Genomic DNA, 22949 nt, shown 5'->3' on the forward strand with positions numbered 1-22949 from the left:
ACCCGCCGAAGCGGACGTCATGACGGCCTCGGTGCGCAGCGGGTTGATCTCGGAGACGGCGCCGACGAACGTCGTCTTGCCGACACCGAAGCCGCCCGCCACCACGATCTTCGCGGAGGTGGTGGAGCGACTTGGGGAAACCGGCCCTCCGCTAGAGCTTGCGAAGTCCACTGAGCACCCTTTCGAGCAAAGTCACGTCTGGCTGGCCGCCGGCGTTCTCGTCGCCGCCCGGCTGATGGATGGCGACCAGGCCCGCCTCCGCCAAGTCGGCGACGAGAATCCTGGCCACGCCGAGGGGGATCGTCAGCAAGGCCGAGATTTCGGCCACCGACTTGATCTCCCGGCAGAGGTTGCAGATCCGCTGGTGCTCGGGCAGTTGGCCCTGCAACTGGTGCGGCTGCGCGGTGGTGTGCACCAGCGCCTCGATGGCGAGCTGGTAGCGCGGCCTGGTGCGGCCGCCCGTCATGGCGTACGGGCGCACCAGGGGATTGTTCTTCGCAGCAGGCGCGGGATTCGCGTCAGGACGCGGCTGGGGCTGCACAGGCTGGATGCGGGGCGCGGGCGGCTGGTCGTAAGGACCGGGCTGCCTGGTCGGCCGGGCGTGGCTCGGCGTGGAGGGGAAGTTGTACCGGTTCTGCGACCCGTCTTCACGACCACCCATGCCTGCCTGGCCCTGGCCGGGGCCGTAGGGCGGCCACTGGGCCGACGAACCGCTCGGGGGTGTTGCTGAACCAGACACGTACTCCTCCTCCGACTGCGCTGGGCACCATCACTGTGGAGCCGCGTCCCGAAACCTTACGGCCACGAGGCGCGAAACCGCACCGCCTGTCTGCTAGTTGAGAAGGCTTCCCTGAAGCTCCGCGCGCAGGTCGGGCGTGAGAACCGTGCCCGCGCGGTCGACAAGAAGTGCCATCTCGTACCCAACGAGACCAATGTCCGCCTCGGGGTGTGCAAGGACGGCGAGAGAAGAACCATCAGAAATGGACATGATGAAGAGGAATCCTCGCTCCATCTCCACAACTGTCTGGTTCACCGCGCCACCCTCGAAGATGCGGGACGCGCCCGCGGTCAACGAGGTCAGACCCGAAGCGACGGCCGCCAGCTGGTCGGCGCGGTCGCGGGGGAACCCTTCGGACATCGCCAGAAGGAGTCCGTCGGCGGAGACCACCACCGTGTGGGACACCCCGGGGGTGTTGTCCACGAAGTTGGTGATCAACCAGTTCAGGTTCTGTGCCGCCTGGCTCATCGGGCTCACACTAACGCTCCTGGTTGTAGGTGCTGTCAGGCTCATCGGGAAACCCGCTGACCTGGCCGTTCGTCACACTGTCGAGACTTGCGTTCACTGCTGGTCACTGCTGCCTTCGCTGCGGCCCCGCTGCACACCGCGGCGCAGGTTGCTCAGCCGGCCCCGTACGTCCTCGGGGGCTCGGGAGATCTGCGGGCCGCCCTGCGGCGTGGACTCCGCCGTGCCCTCGACCAGGTTGGCCTTGGGCACCCGGCGCGGAAGTCCGGACGAGGTCACTCCGCCGGCCTTCGGCTCCTTGAGCCGCTCGGCACGCACCCACCGCTCGTCGTTGGCCGAGCGCCAGGAGTCGTCGTCCGACTCGGCAGGCTCCGGCGCCGGCTCCTGGCGCTGGGGGGCGCCACCGCCGCGGCGCGGGAGACCGGCGTCGGTCAGCGCGTGCGGAGCGGACGGGGAGGGGCCGGCCGACAGGCCGGGACCGGCCGGACGGTGCGGGTCGAAGCCTACGCTCTCCCGCTCCGCCGCGTCAGCGGCCTGCACGGATTCCGCTTCGGGTGCGTACGGCGCCCGGAAGTCGCCCTGGTAGGAGTCCTGCCCCTGCCAGTCGGCCTGCCGCGCGGGCTGCTCGAAGGCGTTGTAGGACTCCTGCGCGACTTCCGCATAGCCGTCCTGCGCCCCGTAGTTCGGGTCGTACGAACCGGGACCGCCATTGTCGTAGGCGGGCTGCGCGGGGGCGAAGGCGTCGTAGGCGGGCTGCTGCTGCTCGCCGTACGAGACCTGCTGCCGCTCGTCGTAGACGCCCTGGCGCTGATCGTCGTAGCCCGACTGCTGCCCGTTGTCGTAGCCGCTCTGCTGAGCGTCGTACGCGGTCTGCTCGGCGAAGGCCGGGCGGGACGGCAGCGGTTGCTGCGGGTCGACCTGGTCGCGGAAGAGTGGACGGTCGCCCTGGGCCTGCTGCTCCTCAGGGGTCTGCGCCTGCGCCTCCAGGGCCGCACGGCGCTCCTCGCGCATCAGCGAGCGGCCGACCGGGTCCAGTTCGCGGGCGTCGTCCGGGACTTCGTAACGGCTGTCGTCGAAGCCCAGCTCGGCGGCCGTGCGCAGCGGGGCGTGCTCGAACGCCTGCTGCTTCGGGATCATCGTCGAGACGGTGAACTCGGAGTCGTCGTGCTGCTGGTGACCGCCGCCACCGCCGTGCGTGATCGCGTCCGGGAGCATGACCAGCGAGGTCGTGCCCGCTTGCTCGCCCGAGGGGCGCAGCTGGACGCGGATGCCGTGCCGGTCCGACAGGCGGCCGACCACGAACAGGCCCATGCGCTGGGAGATCGCGGCGTCCACGGTCGGCGGGTTGGCCAGCTTGTGGTTGATGTCCGCGAAGTCCTCGGCGGTGAGGCCGATGCCCTTGTCGTGGATCTCGATCATGATGCGGCCGTCGGGGAGACGGGTCGCGGTGACGCGGACCTTGGTCTGCGGCGAGGAGAACGTGGTCGCGTTCTCCAGCAGCTCGGCGAGCAGGTGCACGAGGTCGGTGACCGCGCGGCCGTGGATGTCGGCCTCCGGGACGCCGGACAGCTCGACGCGCTCGTACTGCTCCACCTCGGAGGTGGCGGCGCGCAGCACGTCGACCAGCGGGACCGGCTGGTCCCAGCGGCGGCCCGGCTCCTCGCCGGCGAGGACCAGGAGGTTCTCGCCGTTGCGGCGCATACGGGTCGCGAGGTGGTCCAGGCGGAAGAGGTTCTCCAGCTGGTCCGGGTCGGCCTCGTTGTTCTCCAGGTCGGTGATGAGGGTCAGCTGGCCCTCGATCAGCGACTGGTTGCGGCGCGACAGGTTGGTGAAGATCGCGTTGATGTTGCCCCGCAGGAGGGCCTGCTCGGCCGCGAGCCGTACCGCTTCCCGGTGAACCTGGTCGAAGGCGCGGGCGACCTCGCCGATCTCGTCGGTCGTGGTGATCGGGATCGGCTGGACGCGGGTGTCCACCCGGCCCGGCTCGGTGCGCGAGAGCTGGTCGACCAGCATCGGCAGGCGCTGCTCGGCCACGTCGAAGGCGGCGGAGCGCAGCCGGCGCATGGAGCGGGACATCTGGCGGGCCATCTGACCGGCGAGCAGCACCGCGGCGAGCAGCGCGATCACGACGGCGGCGCCGATGATGATCGCTTCCTGCTTGGCGTCGGCCGCGATCTCGGAGGCTTCCTTCACGGCCTTGTCGGCCAGGTCCGACTCGATCGTGCGGTAGGCGTCGAACTTCGCGGTGTTGACGGCCCACCAGTTCTCGGGCGTCACGCCCTTCTGCGCGATGGCGAGACGGGCGCTCGGCTGGGTGGAGGGCAGCCCGACGATGTAGCCGACCATCTCCGTGGTGTCGGCCGGCGGCGGGATGTACGACGGGGCCTTCGCCTTGGCGGCGGCGGCCTGCTTGGCGCCGTCCGTCTTCAGCTTCTTGATCGCGTCGTCGAGCTTCTGCAGGTCCTCCGGCGTACCGCCGCCCTTGTACTCCTCGACGGCGATGCCCTCGAGGTACGCGTAGCTGCCGAGCGCGGTGCGCTGCTTGGCGAAGCTCGTGACGGTCGGGCCGGGCTTGACCAGCAGGTGCATGCCGATGGAGCGCTCCAGGGAGAGCGCGGCCTTGGACAGCGAGATCGCGTAGACGGTGCGGCCGTAGCTGGTGATGTTTCCGGTGCCGAGGCCCAGCTCGTTGGCGAACTCCATCAGCGGGTGCTGGATGGCGACGTAGCGCTCCTCGGTCTGCACGCCCGGGAGCTTCGAGGTGTACGCGGCGGCCCGGAGCTTGCTCAGTCCGCCCTCGACCTCGGTGAACTGCGTCATGCGCCGGTCGAGGCCCTCCTTGTGCGGCATGTTCTGCGCCGCGGCGTGGAAGGCGTCCGCGGCGGCGTCCGTCGCGGCGCGGGCCTTGACGACCGTCGGGTCGTCCTTCTTGCCCTGGAGCAGCGGGGCGGCGGTGACGTCCCGCTCCTCGATGAGGCGGTTGCCGTATGTCAGCGACGCCTGCACCACGCGCGCCGTGGCCTCGGCGTCCTCGGCCTCGTGCCAGGTGTCGATGGAGCTCTTCACCTGGAATCCGCCCATGACCAGGCCGACGACCACGGGTATGAGCAGGATCGCGTTCAGCTTGGTGGGTACGCGCCAGTTGCGCGGTGACATCCGTCCGCCCGACGGTGCCGGCGCCGCGGCCTCGGCCGGGGCGGCCGGTGCCGCTGTCCGCGGCGGCGGGGTGAAGTTGCCCCGCGCCGATGCCGGCTCGGGACTGTTCTTGCTTCGCCTCACTCGACCAACAACCTCTCGGCGTCGGCACCTACGTTGTGCCGCTGTCTGACTCCAGGCCCGTTCTTACTGGGCAGTTCAGCGCATTCCAGCACGTCAGGAGGCGCAGTTCCAAACAGTCGGAACCGGAACCTCAGCGTGATGTATGCCCCAGATAAAACGGTCATAAAGAGCGAGCCCCGCCAAAAGGCGGGGCTCTTGTGAGCACAGTGGAACCGGCTGTGCGCGACGTGTGTCGGCTTCACCGGAATTCTCTGTCGAAACGTTATGAACACAGCGGCCCCGCGTGTCAAAGGCCACAGGGGCCGCCGAAAGGCCTACGACAACTGCCGTACGGAACCAGCCACTTGGTGGCTGGTTTCCGACCGTTGTTGTCTACTTCAGACGGGCCATCAGAGCGTGCTCCACCAGCGTGATCAGCGCACTCTTCGCATCCGCGCGGTGGCGGGCGTCCGTCGTGATGATCGGGGTGTCAGGACCGATCTGCAGGGCCTCGCGGACCTCGTCCGGGTTGTACGGCTGGTGCCCGTCGAAGCCGTTGAGGGCGATGACGAAGGGCAGGCCCGAGTTCTCGAAGTAGTCGACGGCGGGGAAGCAGTCGGCGAGGCGGCGGGTGTCCACCAGGACGACGGCGCCGATCGCGCCGCGCACGAGGTCGTCCCACATGAACCAGAAGCGGTCCTGGCCGGGCGTGCCGAACAGGTACAGGATCAGGTCCTGGTCGAGCGTGATGCGGCCGAAGTCCATGGCGACCGTGGTGGTCGTCTTGTCCCCGGTGTGGGTCAGGTCGTCGATGCCGGCCGAGGCCGACGTCATGACGGCCTCGGTGCGCAGCGGGTTGATCTCCGAGACCGACCCCACGAACGTGGTCTTGCCGACGCCGAAGCCGCCCGCGACCACGATCTTCGCCGAGGTGGTCGACCGGGTGGCTCCCGTGGAGCCGTCAGAGCTTGCGAAGTCCACTGAGCACCCTTTCGAGCAGAGTCACGTCCGGCGCACCGCCGTTGTTCTCGTCGCCGCCCGGCTGGTGGATGGCGACGAGCCCGGCCTCCGCGAGGTCCGCGACGAGGATCCGGGCCACACCGAGCGGCATGGAGAGGAGCGCGGAGACCTCCGCGACCGACTTCACCTCGCGGCACAGGTGGCAGATGCGCTGGTGCTCGGGGAGCAGCGTCATCAGGGCCGCCGGGTCGGCGGTCGTGGAGACGAGCGCCTCGATGGCGAGCTGGTAGCGCGGCCGGGTCCGGCCACCGGTCATCGCATAGGGACGGACCAGCGGCTGGTCGCCCTCAGGACCGTATGCGTCGTGCGCTGCGGCACCGTACGGGCCGTGAGAGGCGGTGGGCGGGGTCATGGATCCTCCGGGCGGGACGGCGGGGTCAGGGCCTGCCGTCTGAGGGTGGGCCGGTGGGGGGTTTGTGACGGCCGGATGTGGATGACGTGACTTCTCTGGTTTCCGGGGCTACTGATGCGTAAGACTGTGCGGGTCGCCGGGGGTTACCCGCCGTCACCCACCTCAGTGCAAGAGGCTGCCCTGCAGCTCCGCGCGGAGGTCCGGGGTGAGCACGGCGCCCGCCCGGTCCACGAGGAGCGCCATCTCGTAGCCGACGAGGCCGATGTCGCACTCGGGGTGCGCGAGCACGGCCAGGGACGATCCGTCGGAGACGGACATGATGAAGAGAAAGCCGCGCTCCATCTCCACGACCGTCTGATTCACCGGCCCGCCCTCGAAGATTCTCGACGCTCCGGCCGTGAGCGAGGTCAGACCCGACGCCACCGCCGCGAGCTGGTCCGCGCGATCGCGCGGGAAGCCCTCCGACATCGCGAGCAGCAGGCCGTCCGCGGACACCACCACCGTGTGCGAGACACCCGGTGTGTTGTCCACGAAGTTGGTGATCAACCAGTTCAGGTTCTGTGCCGCCTGGCTCATCTGGCTCAACTAACGCTCCTGCTGGTGAGTGGGGCGGGGGTAGCTGCCGGTCTGTCCCGTGCCGGCGTCGCGGCCCTGCTGGATACCCCGACGGAGATTGGTCAGCCGTCCGCGTACGTCGTCGGGCGCACGCGAGACCTGAGGACCGGTCTGGTTCTGCTGCTGCTCCTGTGCCGTGCCCGCCACGAGGTTCGCCCGGGGGACACGACGGGGCAGACCCGAGACGGTGACGCCGCCCGCGGCGGGCTTGCGCACCCGCTCGGCCTGACGCATCAGCTCGTCGTTCGGGGACTGCCGCCAATTGGCCTGGTCCTGGCCCCCGTTCGGAGCGGCGGCCTGGCGCTGCGGCGCCGCGGCGGGTGCCTGCGGACGCTGCGGGGACCGGGGCGCCTGCTGCGGGGCGGCCGACTGGGAGGTGCCGCGCTGCGGCAGCTGCTGGCCGCCCTGGTTGTACTGGCCCTGGTTGTACTGCCCCTGGTTCGGCTGGCCCTGGGCCTGCTGGCCCTGCTGACCGTGGAACCAGTTGGTCTCCAGGGTGTCGTACAGCGGCGTGCGGCCGTCGCCCGGCTCACTGGCCGGCGGCAGGTAGTCCTGCTGCGCGGGCTGGGCCGGGATGCCCTGGCCCTGGCCGTGGTCGGCCGGGCGCGGCGGTGACGGCGGGAAGTCCTGGTCGCCGCGCTGGCGCGGGGCCTGCGGGCGCTCGAACTGACCGGTGCCCGAAGGGTTCTGCGGGCGCGTGAACTGGCCGGTGTCGGCCGGGTTCTGCGGCGCCTGCGGGAACTGCGGGGCCTGGGGCGGCTGCGGGCGCTCGAACTGGCCGGTGCCCGACGGGTCCTGGTGGCCCGGCAGACCGCTGTCGCGGAAGCCGTTCGCGGCGCCGTTGTGCAGGGCGCCGTTCTGCGCGCCACCGTTCTGGGCGCCGCCGAAGACGTCCGGGCGGACGAACTGGCCGGTGCCCTGGTCCTGCGTCGGAGCCTGCGGCTGCCGGGGCGCGGGCGGAAGCGGCGCGTCGTAGTCCGGGCGGGCGAACTCGGCGGTGGAGCCGGGGCCCTGCCGCTCGTCCTGGACCCGCGGGAACTGCGAGGTGGACCCGACGGAGTCGCTCTCGTCGTGACCGCGCGGCGCGTCGAGGTGCGGCTGCGCGTTCTCGTCGCTCCAACTGGGCACGCGGGGCTGCGGGTTGCCGCCCGGCAGCTCGGCACGCGGACCGCCGCGCGGCGGCAGCACCGGACGGCGACCGCCCTGGTTCTGCTGCTCGGCCGGGTCGTTGTGGGTGCGCTGCTGCGGCGGGACGGGACCCTGGCCCTGCGGACCGGCGCCGAACAGGCCACCGGTGGTCGGGCCGCCGGGCGCCTGCGGACGCTGGGGCGGCTGCGGGCTCTGCGGGCCGCGCTGCTGGGGGCTCTGCTGGTTCTGCTGGGCGTTCTGCGGGAGGCCCTGCTGCGGGGCGGCGTCACGGGCGGGCAGCGCCGCACGCGGGCCACCGGCCCCGGCGCCGACCTGCGGCCGTGCCGCACCCGGACCGGCGGCGAGCCGTCCGGCCGCGCCGGCCCCGGCACCCGGGGCGACACCGCGCCGGGCGGCGGAGGCACCGGCGGCGGCCTGCGCGGCGGCGGGACCGCCGGAGCCGCCCGGACCACCCGGCTTGCCGGGAACCTTCTTGCCGCCCTGGGCGACGTCGACGGGCAGCATGACCAGCGCGGTCGTACCACCGGAGTCGGAGGGACGGAGCTGGATGCGGATGCCGTGGCGCTGCGACAGCCGGCCGACCACGAACAGACCCATGCGGCGCGACACCGAGACGTCCACGGTGGGCGGCGACGCGAGCCGCTCGTTGATGGCCGCGAGGTCCTCGGGGGACAGGCCGATGCCGGTGTCGTGGATCTCGATCAGCACCCGGCCGTCGGGCAGCGCGTGACCGGTGACCTTGACCTTGGTCTGCGGGGACGAGAACGACGTGGCGTTCTCGAGGAGCTCGGCGAGCAGGTGCACGAGGTCGTTGACGACGCGTCCGGCGACGTCCGTGGCGGGCACGGAGGCCAGCTCGATGCGCTCGTACTGCTCCACCTCGGACGCGGCGGCACGCAGCACGTCGACGAGCGGCACGGGCCGCGTCCACCGGCGGCCGGGCTCTTCACCGGCGAGGACGAGCAGGTTCTCACCGTTACGGCGCATGCGGGTGGCGAGGTGGTCGAGCTTGAACAGCGACGACAGCTGGTCCGGGTCGGCCTCGCGCGACTCCAGCTCGGAGATGAGCGAGAGCTGGCGCTGGATGAGGCCCTGCGAACGCCGCGAGAGGTTGGTGAACATCGCGTTGACGTTGCCTCGCAGGAGGGCCTGCTCGGCGGCGAGGCGGACGGCCTCGCGGTGCACGTCGTCGAAGGCCGCGGCCACCTGGCCGATCTCGTCCCGGGAGTGCACACCGACCGACTCCACGGACGTGTCGACGTCCTGCGGGTCGGACTCGGAGAGCTCCTTGACCAGCTCGGGCAGGCGGTCCTGGGCGACCTTGGTCGCGGTGTCCTGGAGGCGGCGCAGCGAGCGGATCATGGAGCGGGCCACGACGAACGCGCCGACGAGCGAGACGCCGAGCACGAGCAGGATCAGCGCACCGTTGATGATGGCGGACCGCTCGGAGGCGTTGCGCAGCTCGCGGGCCTCCTGCTCCATCTGGTTGAGCAGCGTCAGCTCGATCTTGCCCATTTCCTGGATGCGGGAGCTGTCCGCGTCGACCCAGTCCTTGTAGGAGCGCTTGTCCTGGGTCTTGATGCCCTCGGGCTTGGACAGCACGCGCTCGGCGTAGGTGTCCGCGGCCTTGATGGTGGCGTTGTTCTCGTCGAGCGGCTTGAGCAGCTCCGCCGCGGCGACGTTGCCGTACACGCTGCGGAACGAGTCGAGCTGGGAGTCCTGGTTGTCCGACGCGGCCTGCGCGTACTGCCGGTCGGTCTCCGAGAGCTTGCCGACGGTGGAGCTGTTCGGCGGGAGGGCGGCCGCGATGACGGCGCGCTGCTCGGAGGCGTACTCCTTGGCGGAGGAGAAGGCGGCGAGCGCACGGGTGCGCTGGATCATCTCGGGGCTGCTGGTCGCCTGCGCCATGTCGGTGGAGAGCGAGAGCAGCTGCTCGACGATGCGGCCGTACGCCTCGACCGTCTGCGACGAGTTGGTCTTGCTGGCGTACGCGTCCTGCCGGATGGTGTTGAGCGTGATCAGCTCGTGGGCGATCTGGACGGCGTGCTCCCGCACACCGCGCAGGCTGCCCGACTGGCCGTCGCCCTCGATGTCCGTGGTGGACTGCAGGAACGTGTCACGGGCGCGGTTGGTCTTCTCGCGCGCGGACTTGATGCTGAAGTCGCCGGTCGCCTTGGGGTCGTTCGACAGCGGTCCGGCCGACTGGTCGCGCTCCTCCTGGAGCGCCGAGGCCAGGTCGGTGGCCTGCTTCGTCATCTCGGTGAGCAGCTTCATGTTGTCGAGCTGCTCGATGTCGTTCAGGGACTCGGCGATGCGCAGCGCACCCAGCGAGGTCGCGGCGACCACGGGGAGCGCGAGCAGCGAGACCAGACGCGTCGAGATGCGCCAGTTGCGCAGGGCTATTCGCGAGCCGGGACCCGTCGGCGCCTTGCTCTTCACCAAGGCCGGCGACGGCGGGGCCGCGGCCCCGGACACGCTGGAGCGCCCGTCGCGCTCCCCGGCGTCGACGGACGCGGTGCGCCCCGGACTCTGGGCGTGCGGGGGCTGGGAACCGCCGGCTATCGGGCCGGTCCCGCCGCGCGGCTCCGGCTCCGCCGCAGCGCTGCCATCCCTGTTCTTACGTCCCTGCACTAGCGTCGCAACCTCTGGACCAGGCGCCCTGCCCCCGCATGCGCGGACAGGACGGTGTCGGCGTAGTTCGAGGGGCGACCTGAAACGCCCCCCTGTGGTCGTGAGTGACCGGCGCTGGTCTCCCCCTTCCCGCCGCCGGCCGGGCGCTGCTTCGCGCCCCCGTGCGCCGGTTCGATCCCGCGGCGGTCCCAGGGATTCCAGCACAGTGCAGGATCTCCAACAAGGCCCGAGGGGTGCGCCGCGCCGCATGTGACGCGGCGTGAGGAGAGTATTACGAGACGTAGAAAGTGATCTAGGGGAAACCGGGCAATGCTGGACTTTCCAGGTACGGCCCGGGGGTGTCCCAGTCGCCATGATCGGGAGCGGAATGGTGGCTTCAGGTACGCAATGTCCGTTTCGGGTGCGGGGGCTGGCGTTCCGAACTGCCCCTTTTGCGAGGCCCTTCGTGAGCAAACTCACATGGCGGGGATCGCAACTTCCCGGCTTTCGACGGGAATCTGATGTTTAGCCTGACGCTTTACAGGGATGGCCCACCAGACAACCGAGCACACGACCGAAAAGGTTCCAGAGCGCAGTCATGAAGACGATGATGTTCCACAACATTGCCAACCCGCGGCGCACGACGCTGGCGCACCTCAAGGACGCCGACGAGATCCAGGCCGCGCCCGCCGTCCCGGAACACTCGGCCACGCTCCCCACGAACACGGCCAACCCCCGCCGCACCATCCTGATGGTCGCCCCGGAGATCACTCCGGCAGCCTGAGGCGGCGCGACGCCGCACGACGGACCACGCCCCCACGCGCCGCGTTAGCCTTGACCGGTCAAACCCACCCGGGCCCACCGGCAAGAAAAAGGGGCGCAGCCACCCGTGCGCATCGCCAGATTCTCCATCGACGGGAACGTCGCCTTCGGCGCGGTCGAAGGCGACAGTCCCCCCGGGTCCTACGAGGGGCTCGTGCTCGACATCATCAAGGGCATCCCGTTCGCCGACTTCGAGCTGAGCGGCACGAAGGTCCCGCTCACCAAGGTCCGGCTGCTGCCCCCCGTGCTCCCGAACAAGGTGATCGCCTTCGGCCGCAACTACGCGGAGCACGCGAAGGAGCTGGGCAACGAGGTTCCCGACGCCCCCTTCGCCTTCTTCAAGCCGTCGACCTCGGTCATCGGCCCCGGCGACGAGATCCAGTACCCGTCCTTCTCGCAGGACCTCCACCACGAGGCCGAGCTGGCCGTCGTCATCGGCCGCATGTGCCGCGAGGTCCCGCGCGAGCGCGTGAACGACGTGATCCTCGGCTACACCGCGGCGAACGACGTGACCGCCCGCGACGTCCAGAAGCGCGAGAAGCAGTGGGCCCGCGCGAAGGGCTTCGACACCTCCTGCCCGCTGGGCCCCTGGGTGGAGACGGACCTCGACGTCGCGGCGGCGTCGGACCTCACGATCCAGTGCACGGTCAACGGCCAGCAGCGCCAGCTCGGCCGCACGTCGCAGATGATCACGCCCATCGCGGACCTGATCGCGAACATCTCCGAGGCCATGACGCTGCTCCCCGGCGACGTCATCCTCACGGGCACCCCGGAAGGGGTCGGCCCGCTCAGCGTCGGCGACGAGGTCGCCGTCAGCATCGAAGGCATCGGCACTCTCACCAACAAGGTTGTCAAGCGTGGCTAGCGCATCCGCTCCAGCAGTCCGTGTCCGTTTCTGCCCCTCGCCCACCGGTAACCCGCACGTGGGCCTGGTCCGCACCGCCCTGTTCAACTGGGCCTTCGCGCGCCACAACCAGGGCACCCTGGTCTTCCGCATCGAGGACACCGACGCGGCCCGCGACAGCGAGGAGTCGTACGAGCAGCTGCTCGAGGCGATGCGCTGGCTGGGCTTCGACTGGGACGAGGGCCCGGAAGTGGGCGGCCCGCACGCCCCGTACCGCCAGTCCCAGCGGATGGACATCTACCAGGACGTCGCGCAGAAGCTCGTCGACGGCGGCTACGCGTACCCCTGCTACTGCTCGACCGAGGAGCTGGACGCCCGCCGCGACGCGGCCCGCGCCGCCGGCAAGCCGTCCGGCTACGACGGCCACTGCCGCGAGCTGACCGCCGAGCAGAAGCAGGCCTACGAGGCGGAGGGCCGCAAGCCCATCACCCGCTTCCGGATGCCCGACGAGACGATCACGTTCACGGACCTGGTCCGCGGCGACATCACGTACGAGCCGGAGAACGTCCCGGACTACGGCATCGTCCGCGCGAACGGCGCGCCGCTGTACACGCTCGTCAACCCGGTCGACGACGCGCTGATGGAGATCACCCACGTCCTGCGCGGCGAGGACCTGCTCTCCTCCACGCCCCGCCAGATCGCCCTGTACAAGGCGCTGACGGACCTGGGCATCGCCAAGTTCACGCCCGAGTTCGGCCACCTCCCGTACGTCATGGGCGAGGGCAACAAGAAGCTCAGCAAGCGCGACCCGCAGTCGTCGCTGAACCTCTACCGTGAGCGCGGCTTCCTCCCGGAGGGCCTGCTCAACTACCTGTCGCTGCTCGGCTGGTCCCTCTCGGCCGACCGCGACATCTTCTCGATCGAGGAGATGGTGGCGGCCTTCGACGTCAAGGACGTCCAGCCCAACCCGGCCCGCTTCGACCTCAAGAAGTGCGAGTCGATCAACGGCGACCACATCCGCCTGCTCGACCCGAAGGACTTCGCCGAGCGCTGCGCCCCGTGGCTCAAGGCCCCCTTCGCGCCGTGGGCCGCCGAGGACTTCGACGAGGCCAAGTGGGCGGCGATCGCCCCGCACGCGCAGACCCGCCTCAAGGTCCTGTCCGAGATCACGGACAACGTCGACTTCCTCTTCCTGCCCGAGCCCGTCTTCGACGAGCCGAGCTGGACGAAGGCCATGAAGGAGGGCTCCGACGCCCTGCTGACCACGGCCCGTGAGAAGCTCGACGCCGCCGACTGGTCCTCCGCCGAGTCGCTCAAGGAGGCCGTCCTGGCCGCCGGCGAGGCGCACGGCCTCAAGCTCGGCAAGGCCCAGGCCCCGGTCCGCGTCGCGGTCACCGGCCGTACGATCGGCCTGCCGCTCTTCGAGTCCCTGGAGATCCTGGGCAAGGAGCAGACCCTGACCCGGATCGACGCGGCCCTCGCGAAGCTCGCCGGATAACCACAGCGCCACCAGAGGCCGGAACCCGCACGGGTTCCGGCCTCCGCTCGTACCCGCAACGAGAGGCCCGACCCATGCCGATGTCCCCCCGCGACTACACGCGCTACTTCACCCCAGGTCACACCTTCGCGTACGAGACCGGCACGATCGGCACCATCGACGTCCGCCCGGCCGGCGAGCTGTCCCTGCCCTCCGGCCGCGTCGTCGCCTGCGACCCGTTCGTGGCGCTCGGCGCCGGCGAGAGCGAGCCGTTCACGGTCGCCGTCGAGCCCGGCCGCTACCGCGTCGAGGCGGCGGTGGCCACCCTCGCCGACCCCGACGAACCGGCCCCCGACACCCCGCACCTTCGCGTCGCCGCCGCCCGCCTCGTCATACGCGACGAACCGGTCGCCACCTGGGAGCACGCCCTCCAGCCAGGCCAGGACCTCGCCGAGCTCTCCGACGACGAGTTCTACGGCTACGGCGTCGACGCCGGCACCGGCTGCTTCTACGACGCCGAGTCCGACGGCGCCTTCCCCGAGTGCGAGGGCGACGAGGGCCCGCTCTGGGACGCCTTCGAGGAACACGACCACGCCCCCGGCCCGTACCTGATCACGTCGCCGTCCACGGGCCACACCCTGGCCGCGTTCGGCTCGGGCTGGGGCGACGGCGCCTACCCCACCTGGATCGGCCGCACCCGGACCGGCGACGTCGCCTGTTTCGTCACGGACTTCTTCGTGATCCCGGGGGAGGGCGAGGCCTGACCGACGTACGGTCGTCCCATGGGGACGCCGATCAAAGCAGTGGTCTGGGACGTCGATGACACGATCTTCGACTACGCGACGGCCGACACGGCCGGCATGCGCGCCCACCTCACCTCCGAGGGCCTGCTCGACGGTTTCGGCACCGTCGAGCAGGCCCTCGCCCGCTGGCGGGCCCTGACCCGCGAGCACTGGGCCCGCTTCGAGGCGGGCGAGGCGGACTGGGAAGGACAGCGCAGGGACCGGGTGCGCGGCTTCGTGGGGCAGGAGCTGCGGGACGCGGAGGCCGACGCCTGGTTCGCCCGTTATCTGGGTCACTACGAAGCGGCGTGGAGCCTGTTCCCCGACACGGTCCCGGCCCTCGACAGCCTCGCCGACGGCTACCGGCACGCCGTCCTGTCCAACTCCTCGCTGCACAACCAGGACCGCAAGCTCCGCGTCCTCGGCGTCCGCGACCGCTTCGAGACCGTCGTCTGCGCGGCCGAACTCGGCGTCGCCAAGCCCGAGGCGGCGGCCTTCCACGCCGTGTGCGAGGAGCTCGGCCTGGCGCCGCAGGAGGTCGCGTACGTCGGTGACCAGCCGGACACCGACGCCCGTGGAGCGGTCGACGCGGGCCTGACCGGCATCTGGCTGGACCGCCTGGGGCTGGGCGGCCGGCCCGAACTCGTCCGCATCACGGGGCTTGACCAGCTGCCCCCGCTGCTGGCGCGGGATACCCGTTTTGGAGCGCCGGACACCTTCAGGTAATGTTCTTCCTGCGCCGAGGGGAGCGAGCCGAAAGGCCGAAGCCCGGAAGCGCAAGCCAAGCAAAGTCCCTCAGGGGATTGAGTTTCGGTGGCCTATGGTGTAATTGGCAGCACGACGGTTTCTGGTTCCGTTAGTCTAGGTTCGAGTCCTGGTAGGCCAGCTCGCAGAGCTCATCTGCAACCGTGGATCCCAGGTCCACAAAGCCCCCGTTGTGTAGCGGCCTAGCACGCTGCCCTCTCAAGGCAGTAGCGCCGGTTCGAATCCGGTCGGGGGTACAGATCCTTCTCGTGAGGACGGTATGGGTAGCTCCCGCCGACCTTGATGCCAGGATCGCTAGGGCCCCCGTTGTGTAGCGGCCTAGCACGCCGCCCTCTCAAGGCGGTAGCGCCGGTTCGAATCCGGTCGGGGGTACGGGTTGGATCGCATTGGTCTAAACCACTATGGCCTATGGTGTAATTGGCAACACTACGGTTTCTGGTACCGTCATTCTAGGTTCGAGTCCTGGTAGGCCAGCTCGCAGAGCTCATCTGCAACCGCGGATCTCATCCGCAAGGCCCCCGTTGTGTAGCGGCCTAGCACGCCGCCCTCTCAAGGCGGTAGCGCCGGTTCGAATCCGGTCGGGGGTACAAGACGAAGAGGCCCTTCCCGAGTGCGGGAAGGGCCTCTTCGCGTGGGCCTCGGGGTGCGTCAACTCCCTTGGCCCGTGCGGAAGCCGGTCGGCCCCGGACACAAGTCCGGCCGGTCGCTGCGGCGTTGGAGCGACCGGCCGGGAACAGGCGGGAACGTAAGGGAAGTTGTGGATCAGCCGGTGCGGCGCAGTGCCTCGGAGAGACGGCCCGCGGCGTCGATGACGGCCTGGGCGTGCATGCGGCCCGGGTGGCGCGTCAGACGCTCGATGGGGCCGGAGACCGAGACGGCGGCCACCACGCGGTTCGACGGGCCGCGGACGGGCGCGGAGACGGACGCGACGCCCGGCTCCCGCTCGCCGATCGACTGGGCCCAGCCGCGGCGCCTGACGCCCGACAGGGCCGTCGCCGTGAAGCGGGCGCCCTGGAGGCCGCGGTGCAGGCGCTCCGGCTCCTCCCAGGCCATCAGGATCTGCGCGGAGGAGCCCGCCTTCATCGTGAGCGTCGAACCGACCGGGACCGTGTCCCGCAGGCCGGACAGGCGCTCCGCCGCGGCGACGCAGATGCGCATGTCGCCCTGGCGGCGGTAGAGCTGCGCGCTCTCGCCCGTGACGTCCCGCAGGTGCGTGAGGACCGGGCCCGCGGTCGCGAGCAGGCGGTCCTCGCCCGCGGCCGCCGCGAGCTCCGAGAGGCGCGGGCCGAGAATGAAACGGCCCTGCATGTCACGCGCCACCATGCGGTGGTGCTCAAGGGCCACCGCCAGGCGGTGGGCCGTCGGTCTTGCCAATCCGGTGGCCGCGACAAGGCCAGCAAGGGTCGCGGGTCCGGACTCCAGGGCGCTCAGGACAAGGGCTGCCTTGTCCAGAACGCCGACGCCGCTACTGTTGTCCATGCGTCGATACTCCCGTCTCACTCTGTGAAACGCAAGTTCAATTTCCCGTGGAACTTGCCACTCTGGATGTCACACCGGCCCGTGGACCAAAACGGGCCCGGCCGTCGACGTCCGGTACGAGGGGTACGGATGTCGGCGATCCCGAAATCTCTAGTTGGGCCGGCGCACCACAAGCCGGTCGGAGGGAAAGCGATGGGTAGGACACTCGCGGAGAAGGTCTGGGACGACCACGTCGTCCGGCGCGCCGAGGGCGAGCCCGACCTCCTCTTCATCGATCTGCACCTGCTGCACGAGGTGACCAGCCCGCAGGCCTTCGACGGCCTCCGCAAGAGCGGCCGCCAGGTGCGGCGCCTCGACCTCACCATCGCCACCGAGGATCACAACACCCCGACCCTCGACATCGACAAGCCGATCGCCGACCCGGTCTCGCGCGTCCAGCTGGAGACCCTGCGCAAGAACGCCGCGGAGTTCGGGGTGCGCCTGCACTCCCTGGGCGACGTCGAGCAGGGCGTCGTGCACGTCGTGGGCCCGCAGCTGGGCCTGACCCAGCCGGGCATGACGGTCGTCTGCGGCGACTCCCACACCTCCACGCACGGCGCCTTCGGCGGCCTGGCCTTCGGCATCGGCACCTCGCAGGTCGAGCACGTGCTCGCCACGCAGACGCTGCCGCTGGCCCGCCCCAAGACGATGGCCATCACGGTCGACGGCGACCTGCCCGACGGCGTCACCGCCAAGGACCTGATCCTGGCGATCATCGCCAAGATCGGCACGGGCGGCGGCCAGGGCTACGTCCTGGAGTACCGCGGCTCCGCCATCGAGAAGCTGTCGATGGAAGCGCGGATGACCATCTGCAACATGTCCATCGAGGCCGGTGCCCGCGCGGGCATGATCGCCCCGGACGAGACCACCTTCGCCTACCTCGAGGGCCGTGAGCACGCCCCGAAGGGCGAGGACTGGGACGCCGCCGTCGCGTACTGGAAGACGCTGAAGACGGACGACGACGCGGTCTTCGACGCCGAGGTCTTCATCAAGGCCGAGGAACTGTCCCCGTTCGTCACCTGGGGCACCAACCCGGGGCAGGGCGCGCCGCTTTCGGCCTCCGTCCCCGACCCGGCTTCGTACGAAGACGCTTCGGAGCGCCTCGCCGCCGAAAAGGCCCTGGAGTACATGGGGTTGGAGGCCGGGCAGGCGCTGCGCGACGTCAAGGTCGACACCGTCTTCGTAGGTTCGTGCACCAACGGCCGCATCGAGGACCTGCGCGCCGTGGCCGACATCGTCAAGGGCCGCAAAGTCGCCGACGGCGTACGGATGCTGGTCGTCCCCGGCTCCGCTCGGGTGGGCCTGCAGGCCGTCTCCGAGGGCCTGGACAAGGTCTTCAAGGAGGCCGGCGCCGAGTGGCGGCACGCGGGCTGCTCCATGTGCCTGGGCATGAACCCGGACCAACTCGCCCCCGGCGAGCGTTCCGCGTCCACCTCCAACCGCAACTTCGAGGGCCGGCAGGGCAAGGGCGGGCGTACGCACCTGGTCTCGCCCCAGGTCGCCGCCGCCACCGCCGTCCTGGGCCACCTGGCCTCCCCGGCGGACCTCACCGAGACCGACGCCCGTACGCCCGCTGGAGTCTGATCAGCCATGGAAGCATTCACCACGCACACCGGCCGGGCCGTCCCGCTGCGCCGCAGCAACGTCGACACCGACCAGATCATCCCTGCTCACTGGCTCAAGAAGGTCACGCGGGACGGGTTCGAGGACGGGCTGTTCGAGGCCTGGCGCAAGGACTCCGAGTTCGTGCTCAACAAGCCCGAGCGGGCCGGGGCCACGGTTCTGGTGGCCGGTCCCGACTTCGGCACCGGTTCGTCCCGTGAGCACGCCGTCTGGGCGCTGCAGAACTACGGGTTCAAGGCCGTCATCTCCTCCCGCTTCGCGGACATCTTCCGCGGCAACTCCCTCAAGAACGGTCTGCTGACCGTCGTTCTGGACCAGAAGATCGTGGACGCCCTGTGGGAGCTGGTCGAGAGCGACCCGCAGGCCGAGGTCACGGTCGACCTGGAGGCCCGCGAGGTCCGGGCCGAGGGGATCACCGCTCCCTTCGAGCTCGACGAGAATTCCCGCTGGCGGCTGCTGAACGGGCTCGACGACATCAGCATCACCCTGCAGAACGAGCCGGACATCGCCGCCTACGAGGCGAAGCGCCCCTCCTTCAAGCCGCGGACCCTCCAGGTCTGACCCGGCTGGATCGGCTGCCGGGACAGGCTCTTTGCAAGGCTCATTCCGGCCACATCCGCAGACCCCGTACCCCCAATCGTGCACCGGTTGGGGGTACTTCTGTGTGCGGCTCCCGCGGCCCGGCACTGACCTGAACGGGTGGTCTCCGTGACCTGCCAACTCCCTTGAATACCAAGGGTGTTCCTGGGGCACGCGAGCCTCGGCACCGAGCTGAGCGGGCATGTCGTGCGAGGGCCCAGGAGGCCGTCGTGGGGCGGGAGTTACCCCCTGCGGAGGCGACAACTCGCCCCAGATGGCACAATCTGTGCATGGAACACGACGGCCAACTCCAGATGTACACGGCGGTCGCGAACCAACTCAAGGAAGCGCACGCCCGAGTGCGCGCACTGCAAGTCCCGGAGGGCGTACGGATGGCGCTGACCCGGAAGCTGCTGGCCATTACGGCTGCGGCCAAACACGATCTCGCCGGTGCGGCAAGGCGTCTGGAGCGATTCATGGCGGACCTCGACGACTTCGACGAGGGCTCCGGCACCCAAGAGGAACTCTGAGACAGCCGAGTTCGTTGCGGCACAAGGGTGATTAGCCCGTTTCGTGTTTGATTTGCGGTATATATCTGCCTAACGTGCGAAAAAGCCGGGTCGAAAGAGATTCGCTCCGGCAATGTCTCCGAAGGGGAAGACGTGAACAAGGCGCAGCTCGTAGAAGCGATTGCCGACAAGGTCGGTGGCCGTCAGCAGGCCGCCGAGGCTGTCGACGCCGTACTCGACGCCATCGTCCGTGCCGTGGTGAACGGCGACCGCGTTTCGGTCACCGGCTTCGGTTCGTTCGAGAAGGTCGACCGTCCGGCCCGTTACGCCCGTAACCCGCAGACGGGTGAGCGCGTCCGGGTCAAGAAGACGTCGGTGCCGCGCTTCCGTGCGGGCCAGGGCTTCAAGGACCTCGTCGCGGGTTCGAAGAAGCTCCCGAAGAACGACGTCGCCGTCAAGAAGGCGCCCAAGGGCAGCCTGACCGGTGCCGCTTCGGCGACCGTCAAGAAGGCCGCGGCCAAGAAGACCACCGCCAAGAAGGCTGCTGCCAAGAAGGCGACGCCGGCGAAGAAGACGACGGCTGCCGCGAAGAAGACCACGGCCGCCGCGAAGAAGGCGACCGCGAAGAAGACCACCGCCACCGCCAAGAAGGCCACGGCGAAGAAGACCACGGCCAAGAAGGCGGCCCCGGCCAAGAAGGCGACCACCGCCAAGAAGGCCACCGCGAAGAAGACGGCGCCCGCCAAGAAGGCCACGGCCAAGAAGGCACCCGCCAAGAAGTCGACGGCGCGCAAGACCACCGCCAAGAAGGCCACGGCCCGCAAGAAGTAAGGCACCTGCCTGCCTTCTCGGGCTTGCGCCCCAGGCTGCTCACGCGCCGGGCCGGGCTCCCCTCGGGGAGCCCGGCCCGCGGCATGTGCGGGGTCCCGCGGGGAGCGGCCTCAGAAGGTCTGCAGCGTCACGAGCGTGATCTGCCGGGCCTCGCCCTCGCCCCTGACCTCGATCCGGACCCGCTGCCCCGGACGGAGCAGACGGAGGCCGCCCGCGTCGAAGGCGGCGCCGTCGAAGGACACCGGGGTGCCGTCGTCCAGGAGGACGCTGCCGGAACGGGTCTCGGGGTCGTACGTGTACGCGGTGGCCTGCATACGGGCAGCGTACTCAGTCCACGAGCAGCAGCCCCGCGGTGGCCTTCGCCGTGTGCGGGCCCACGCCGAGGGCGAGCGCGGCGCGCAGGTCCTCGCCGGTGTCCACGTCCTGGCGGACGGAGTCGACGCCGCCGAGGGGGAGTTCCACGGCCCCGGACGCCGTGTGCCGGGCGCGGGAGGCCGTGCCGAATGCGGGGAGCAATTCCGTGCCGGCGGCCGCCGACAGGAGAGTGGTGCCGATTCCGGCGGCATCGGGCAGAAATGCCCGGGGAAATGCGGCGGCCGACGCGAGAACCCGGGCCAATTCCACGGGCCGCAGCGCCGGCAGATCGGCGTTCAGGGCCACCACGGGCGCCCCCGGGCTCACGGAGCGCACGGACGCCTCTCCGTGTGCGAGAGCGGCATTGAGGCCCGCCTGGGGGGCGTCGGGGACGATGCGGGCGCCCAGGGCCCTCAGTTCGCGTCCGGCGCGGACGTCGTCCGTGACGACCACCACATCGCCCACCGCCGCACAGGCCCGTGCGGCGGCCACCGTGTCCTGCGCGAATGCGAGGGCGAGGCCCGGGCGCAGGGCGTCCCCCGCCGTGGGGGCCAGCCTGCTCTTGGCCCGCACCAGCGGTTTCAGCGGTATCACCAGGGTCCACTGCACGCGCCTATTGTGACCTGTGCATGAGGTGAGCCCCTTCGGGCGGGCGTACGGTGTTCTCGACAGACCGGTGGCCTGGGGCGACACTTGTGCGGCCCGCCGGGTACGGCCCGCCAGGTCCTAGAGGAAGGTGTCCGAGTGTCCCGCCGCAGAATCGGCTTCTGGTACCGCTTCGCTGCGGTCCTCTGCAAACCGCCGCTGGTGGTTCTGTTCAAGCGGGACTGGCGCGGAATGGAGAACATTCCGGCGGACGGCGGCTTTATCACCGCGGTCAACCACAATTCGCATCTGGACCCGTTCCTGTACGCGCACTTTCAGTACAACAGTGGACGAGTCCCTCGTTTCCTCGCCAAGCACGGCCTCTTCAGGAAGGGGTTCGTGGGCGCCGCGATGCGGGGCACCGGGCAGATTCCCGTCTATCGCGAGTCGACGAACGCGCTGAGCGCCTTCCGCGCCGCGATCGACGCCGTGGAGCGCGGTGAGTGCGTCGCCTTCTATCCCGAAGGAACGCTTACCCGGGATCCGCACCTGTGGCCCATGACCGGTAAGACGGGCGTCGCCCGCGTGGCCCTGCAGACCAAGTGCCCGGTCATTCCCGTCGGCCAGTGGGGCGCCACCGACGCGCTCGCGCCGTATGCGAAGAAGCCGGATTTCTTCCCGCGAAAGACGCACCACGTCCTCGCCGGTACGCCCGTCGATCTGTCGGCGTACTACGACAAGGAGATGACACCGGAGCTCCTGAAGGAGGCGACCGAGGTCATCATGGGCGAGATCACCGCCCTGGTGGGGGAGTTGCGCGGCGAGACCCCGCCGACGAAGCGCTACGACCCGCGTGAGGCGCGCATCGAGCAGCGCCGCAAGTCGCAGACGGACAGCGGGAGTTCGGCGCCCGGCAGTACGACCGAGGAGAGCAGCAAGTGACCCGACCCGTGAAGGCCGCCGTCTTCGGAACCGGCTCGTGGGGCACGGCATTTGGCATGGTCCTCGCCGACGCGGGGTGCGACGTCACGCTCTGGGGCCGCCGCGCCGAACTCGCCGAGGCCGTCAACTCCACGCGGACGAACCCGGATTACCTGCCCGGCGTCGAGCTCCCGGAGAACCTGCGGGCGACGACCGACGCGGCCGAGGCCGCCGCGGACGCGGACTTCACCGTCCTCGCCGTGCCGTCGCAGACGCTGCGCGCCAACCTCGCCGACTGGACGCCGCTGCTCGCCCCCGACACCGTCCTCGTCTCGCTGATGAAGGGCGTCGAGCTCGGTTCGGCGATGCGCATGAGCGAGGTCATCGAGGACGTCACCAAGGTCGGTGAGGACCGCATCGCGATCGTCACCGGGCCGAACCTCGCACGCGAGATCGCTGCCCGGCAGCCTGCCGCCGCGGTCGTCGCCTGCCGCGACGAGGCCGTCGCCCGCCGCCTCCAAGTCGCCTGCCACACCCCGTACTTCAGGCCCTACACGAACACGGACGTGGTCGGCTGCGAGCTGGGCGGCGCCGTCAAGAACGTCATCGGGCTCGCGGTGGGCATCGCGGACGGCATGGGTCTGGGCGACAACGCCAAGGGCTCGCTCATCACGCGCGGCCTCGCCGAGACCACCCGGCTCGGCCTCGCCATGGGCGCCGACCCGCTCACGTTCTCCGGGCTCGCCGGCCTCGGCGACCTGGTGGCCACCTGCTCGTCGCCGCTGTCGCGCAACCACACCTTCGGCACCAACCTCGGCAAGGGCATGACCCTCGACGAGACCATCGCCGTCACCAAGCAGACCGCCGAGGGCGTCAAGTCCTGCGAGTCCGTGCTGGATCTGGCACGCCGCTACGGAGTCGACATGCCGATCACCGAGACGGTCGTCGCGATCGTCCACGAGGGGAAGCCGCCGGTCGTCGCCGTGAAGGAACTCATGTCGCGCTCCGCCAAGTCGGAACGACGCTGAGCGACGGCGGCACGACGTGGCTCGGGAGGGCGCTGACTCTCGTACTACCAGCAGGTACGCTCAA

At 70.1% G+C, this 22949-nt stretch carries 20 protein-coding genes, 5 tRNA genes and 2 pseudogenes; 16 read left to right on the plus strand and 11 right to left on the minus strand.

Annotated elements, in window-relative coordinates:
- From M4J07_RS15675 to M4J07_RS15710, 8 genes and pseudogenes are all read right to left on the minus strand, one after another.
- Nucleotides 1-171, minus strand: a pseudogene (locus M4J07_RS15675) (ATP/GTP-binding protein); the annotation flags it as partial.
- The gene (locus M4J07_RS15680) at nucleotides 152-739 is read right to left on the minus strand and encodes a DUF742 domain-containing protein (RefSeq protein ID WP_374215046.1); all 588 of its coding nucleotides are present in this window, start codon (nucleotides 737-739) and stop codon (nucleotides 152-154) included. The pseudogene M4J07_RS15675 and the gene M4J07_RS15680, both read right to left, overlap by 20 nt.
- A 93-nt stretch (nucleotides 740-832) precedes the next feature.
- Complete coding sequence (locus M4J07_RS15685; RefSeq protein ID WP_026057603.1) at nucleotides 833-1246, minus strand: roadblock/LC7 domain-containing protein; 414 nt, start codon at nucleotides 1244-1246, stop codon at nucleotides 833-835.
- 10 nt (nucleotides 1247-1256) lie between these two features.
- Nucleotides 1257-4522 (minus strand): annotated as a pseudogene (locus tag M4J07_RS15690) (sensor histidine kinase).
- Nucleotides 4523-4894: 372 nt separating this feature from the next.
- A complete protein-coding gene (locus M4J07_RS15695; protein ID WP_255972249.1) occupies nucleotides 4895-5482 on the minus strand; it encodes a GTP-binding protein in 588 nt (195 codons plus the stop codon).
- Nucleotides 5463-5873 (minus strand): DUF742 domain-containing protein, encoded by a 411-nt coding sequence (locus tag M4J07_RS15700; RefSeq protein WP_255972250.1) that lies wholly within the window; start codon nucleotides 5871-5873, stop codon nucleotides 5463-5465. The genes M4J07_RS15695 and M4J07_RS15700 overlap by 20 nt, the downstream gene beginning before the upstream one ends.
- 162 nt (nucleotides 5874-6035) lie before the next feature.
- Complete coding sequence (locus tag M4J07_RS15705; protein ID WP_003951074.1) at nucleotides 6036-6449, minus strand: roadblock/LC7 domain-containing protein; 414 nt, start codon at nucleotides 6447-6449, stop codon at nucleotides 6036-6038.
- A 9-nt stretch (nucleotides 6450-6458) separates the two neighbouring features.
- Nucleotides 6459-10268, minus strand: coding sequence for a sensor histidine kinase (locus tag M4J07_RS15710; RefSeq protein ID WP_255972252.1), 3810 nt, complete (start codon nucleotides 10266-10268; stop codon nucleotides 6459-6461).
- 577 nt (nucleotides 10269-10845) lie between these two features.
- Between M4J07_RS15710 and M4J07_RS15715 the strand changes: the two genes are divergently transcribed.
- From M4J07_RS15715 to M4J07_RS15760, 10 genes are all read left to right on the plus strand, one after another.
- Nucleotides 10846-11031, plus strand: a complete 186-nt coding sequence (locus tag M4J07_RS15715) for a hypothetical protein (protein WP_255972254.1) — start codon at nucleotides 10846-10848, stop codon at nucleotides 11029-11031.
- Nucleotides 11032-11136: 105 nt separating this feature from the next.
- Nucleotides 11137-11934 (plus strand): fumarylacetoacetate hydrolase family protein, encoded by a 798-nt coding sequence (locus M4J07_RS15720; RefSeq protein WP_255972255.1) that lies wholly within the window; start codon nucleotides 11137-11139, stop codon nucleotides 11932-11934.
- Entirely contained in the window at nucleotides 11927-13411 is a 1485-nt protein-coding gene (gltX, locus tag M4J07_RS15725; RefSeq protein ID WP_255972257.1) for a glutamate--tRNA ligase, read from the plus strand. Before M4J07_RS15720 ends, gltX begins: the two co-directional genes overlap by 8 nt.
- Nucleotides 13412-13485: 74 nt before the next feature.
- Nucleotides 13486-14154 carry a DUF4241 domain-containing protein gene (locus tag M4J07_RS15730; protein ID WP_255972259.1) on the plus strand — a complete coding sequence of 223 codons (669 nt, stop codon included), beginning with the start codon at nucleotides 13486-13488 and terminating at the stop codon, nucleotides 14152-14154.
- An 18-nt stretch (nucleotides 14155-14172) separates the two neighbouring features.
- Nucleotides 14173-14898 carry an HAD family hydrolase gene (locus tag M4J07_RS15735; RefSeq protein WP_255972261.1) on the plus strand — a complete coding sequence of 242 codons (726 nt, stop codon included), beginning with the start codon at nucleotides 14173-14175 and terminating at the stop codon, nucleotides 14896-14898.
- An 88-nt stretch (nucleotides 14899-14986) separates the two neighbouring features.
- Nucleotides 14987-15058 (plus strand) — tRNA-Gln (locus M4J07_RS15740).
- A gap of 42 nt (nucleotides 15059-15100) precedes the next feature.
- Nucleotides 15101-15173 (plus strand) — tRNA-Glu (locus M4J07_RS15745).
- 63 nt (nucleotides 15174-15236) lie between these two features.
- Nucleotides 15237-15309: transfer RNA gene (locus tag M4J07_RS15750), tRNA-Glu, on the plus strand.
- Nucleotides 15310-15339: 30 nt separating this feature from the next.
- Nucleotides 15340-15411: transfer RNA gene (locus tag M4J07_RS15755), tRNA-Gln, on the plus strand.
- 40 nt (nucleotides 15412-15451) lie between these two features.
- Nucleotides 15452-15524, plus strand: a tRNA-Glu gene (locus tag M4J07_RS15760).
- 175 nt (nucleotides 15525-15699) lie between these two features.
- On the opposite strand, the gene ndgR is transcribed toward M4J07_RS15760, so the two are convergent.
- Nucleotides 15700-16416 carry an IclR family transcriptional regulator NdgR gene (ndgR, locus tag M4J07_RS15765; protein ID WP_135330737.1) on the minus strand — a complete coding sequence of 239 codons (717 nt, stop codon included), beginning with the start codon at nucleotides 16414-16416 and terminating at the stop codon, nucleotides 15700-15702.
- Nucleotides 16417-16608: 192 nt separating this feature from the next.
- On the opposite strand from ndgR, the gene leuC reads away from it, so the two are divergent.
- The 4 genes from leuC to M4J07_RS15785 all read left to right on the plus strand — a co-directional run bounded on the left by leuC (nucleotide 16609) and on the right by M4J07_RS15785 (nucleotide 19997).
- Entirely contained in the window at nucleotides 16609-18039 is a 1431-nt protein-coding gene (leuC, locus tag M4J07_RS15770; RefSeq protein ID WP_255972266.1) for a 3-isopropylmalate dehydratase large subunit, read from the plus strand.
- 6 nt (nucleotides 18040-18045) lie between these two features.
- Nucleotides 18046-18639 (plus strand): 3-isopropylmalate dehydratase small subunit, encoded by a 594-nt coding sequence (gene leuD, locus M4J07_RS15775; protein WP_255972268.1) that lies wholly within the window; start codon nucleotides 18046-18048, stop codon nucleotides 18637-18639.
- Nucleotides 18640-18947: 308 nt separating this feature from the next.
- Complete coding sequence (locus M4J07_RS15780; protein ID WP_255972270.1) at nucleotides 18948-19187, plus strand: hypothetical protein; 240 nt, start codon at nucleotides 18948-18950, stop codon at nucleotides 19185-19187.
- Between the two features lie 132 nt (nucleotides 19188-19319).
- Nucleotides 19320-19997: an HU family DNA-binding protein gene (locus M4J07_RS15785; protein WP_255972272.1), complete on the plus strand. Its 678-nt coding sequence runs from the start codon at nucleotides 19320-19322 to the stop codon at nucleotides 19995-19997.
- Nucleotides 19998-20107: 110 nt separating this feature from the next.
- Here M4J07_RS15785 and M4J07_RS15790 read toward each other — a convergent pair whose 3' ends face one another.
- Nucleotides 20108-20311, minus strand: coding sequence for a hypothetical protein (locus M4J07_RS15790; RefSeq protein WP_255972274.1), 204 nt, complete (start codon nucleotides 20309-20311; stop codon nucleotides 20108-20110).
- Between the two features lie 13 nt (nucleotides 20312-20324).
- Nucleotides 20325-20960: a 2-phospho-L-lactate guanylyltransferase gene (cofC, locus tag M4J07_RS15795; RefSeq protein ID WP_255972276.1), complete on the minus strand. Its 636-nt coding sequence runs from the start codon at nucleotides 20958-20960 to the stop codon at nucleotides 20325-20327.
- Nucleotides 20961-21095: 135 nt separating this feature from the next.
- On the opposite strand from cofC, the gene M4J07_RS15800 reads away from it, so the two are divergent.
- Together M4J07_RS15800 and M4J07_RS15805 are read left to right on the plus strand one after the other, a co-directional pair.
- Nucleotides 21096-21878 carry a lysophospholipid acyltransferase family protein gene (locus tag M4J07_RS15800; RefSeq protein ID WP_255972278.1) on the plus strand — a complete coding sequence of 261 codons (783 nt, stop codon included), beginning with the start codon at nucleotides 21096-21098 and terminating at the stop codon, nucleotides 21876-21878.
- A complete protein-coding gene (locus M4J07_RS15805; RefSeq protein ID WP_255972280.1) occupies nucleotides 21875-22885 on the plus strand; it encodes an NAD(P)H-dependent glycerol-3-phosphate dehydrogenase in 1011 nt (336 codons plus the stop codon). The genes M4J07_RS15800 and M4J07_RS15805 overlap by 4 nt, the downstream gene beginning before the upstream one ends.
- Nucleotides 22886-22949 lie beyond the last annotated feature (64 nt).

It is taken from the genome of Streptomyces longispororuber (assembly GCF_024448165.1).
In the GTDB taxonomy this organism is placed as follows: domain Bacteria; phylum Actinomycetota; class Actinomycetes; order Streptomycetales; family Streptomycetaceae; genus Streptomyces; species Streptomyces longispororuber_A.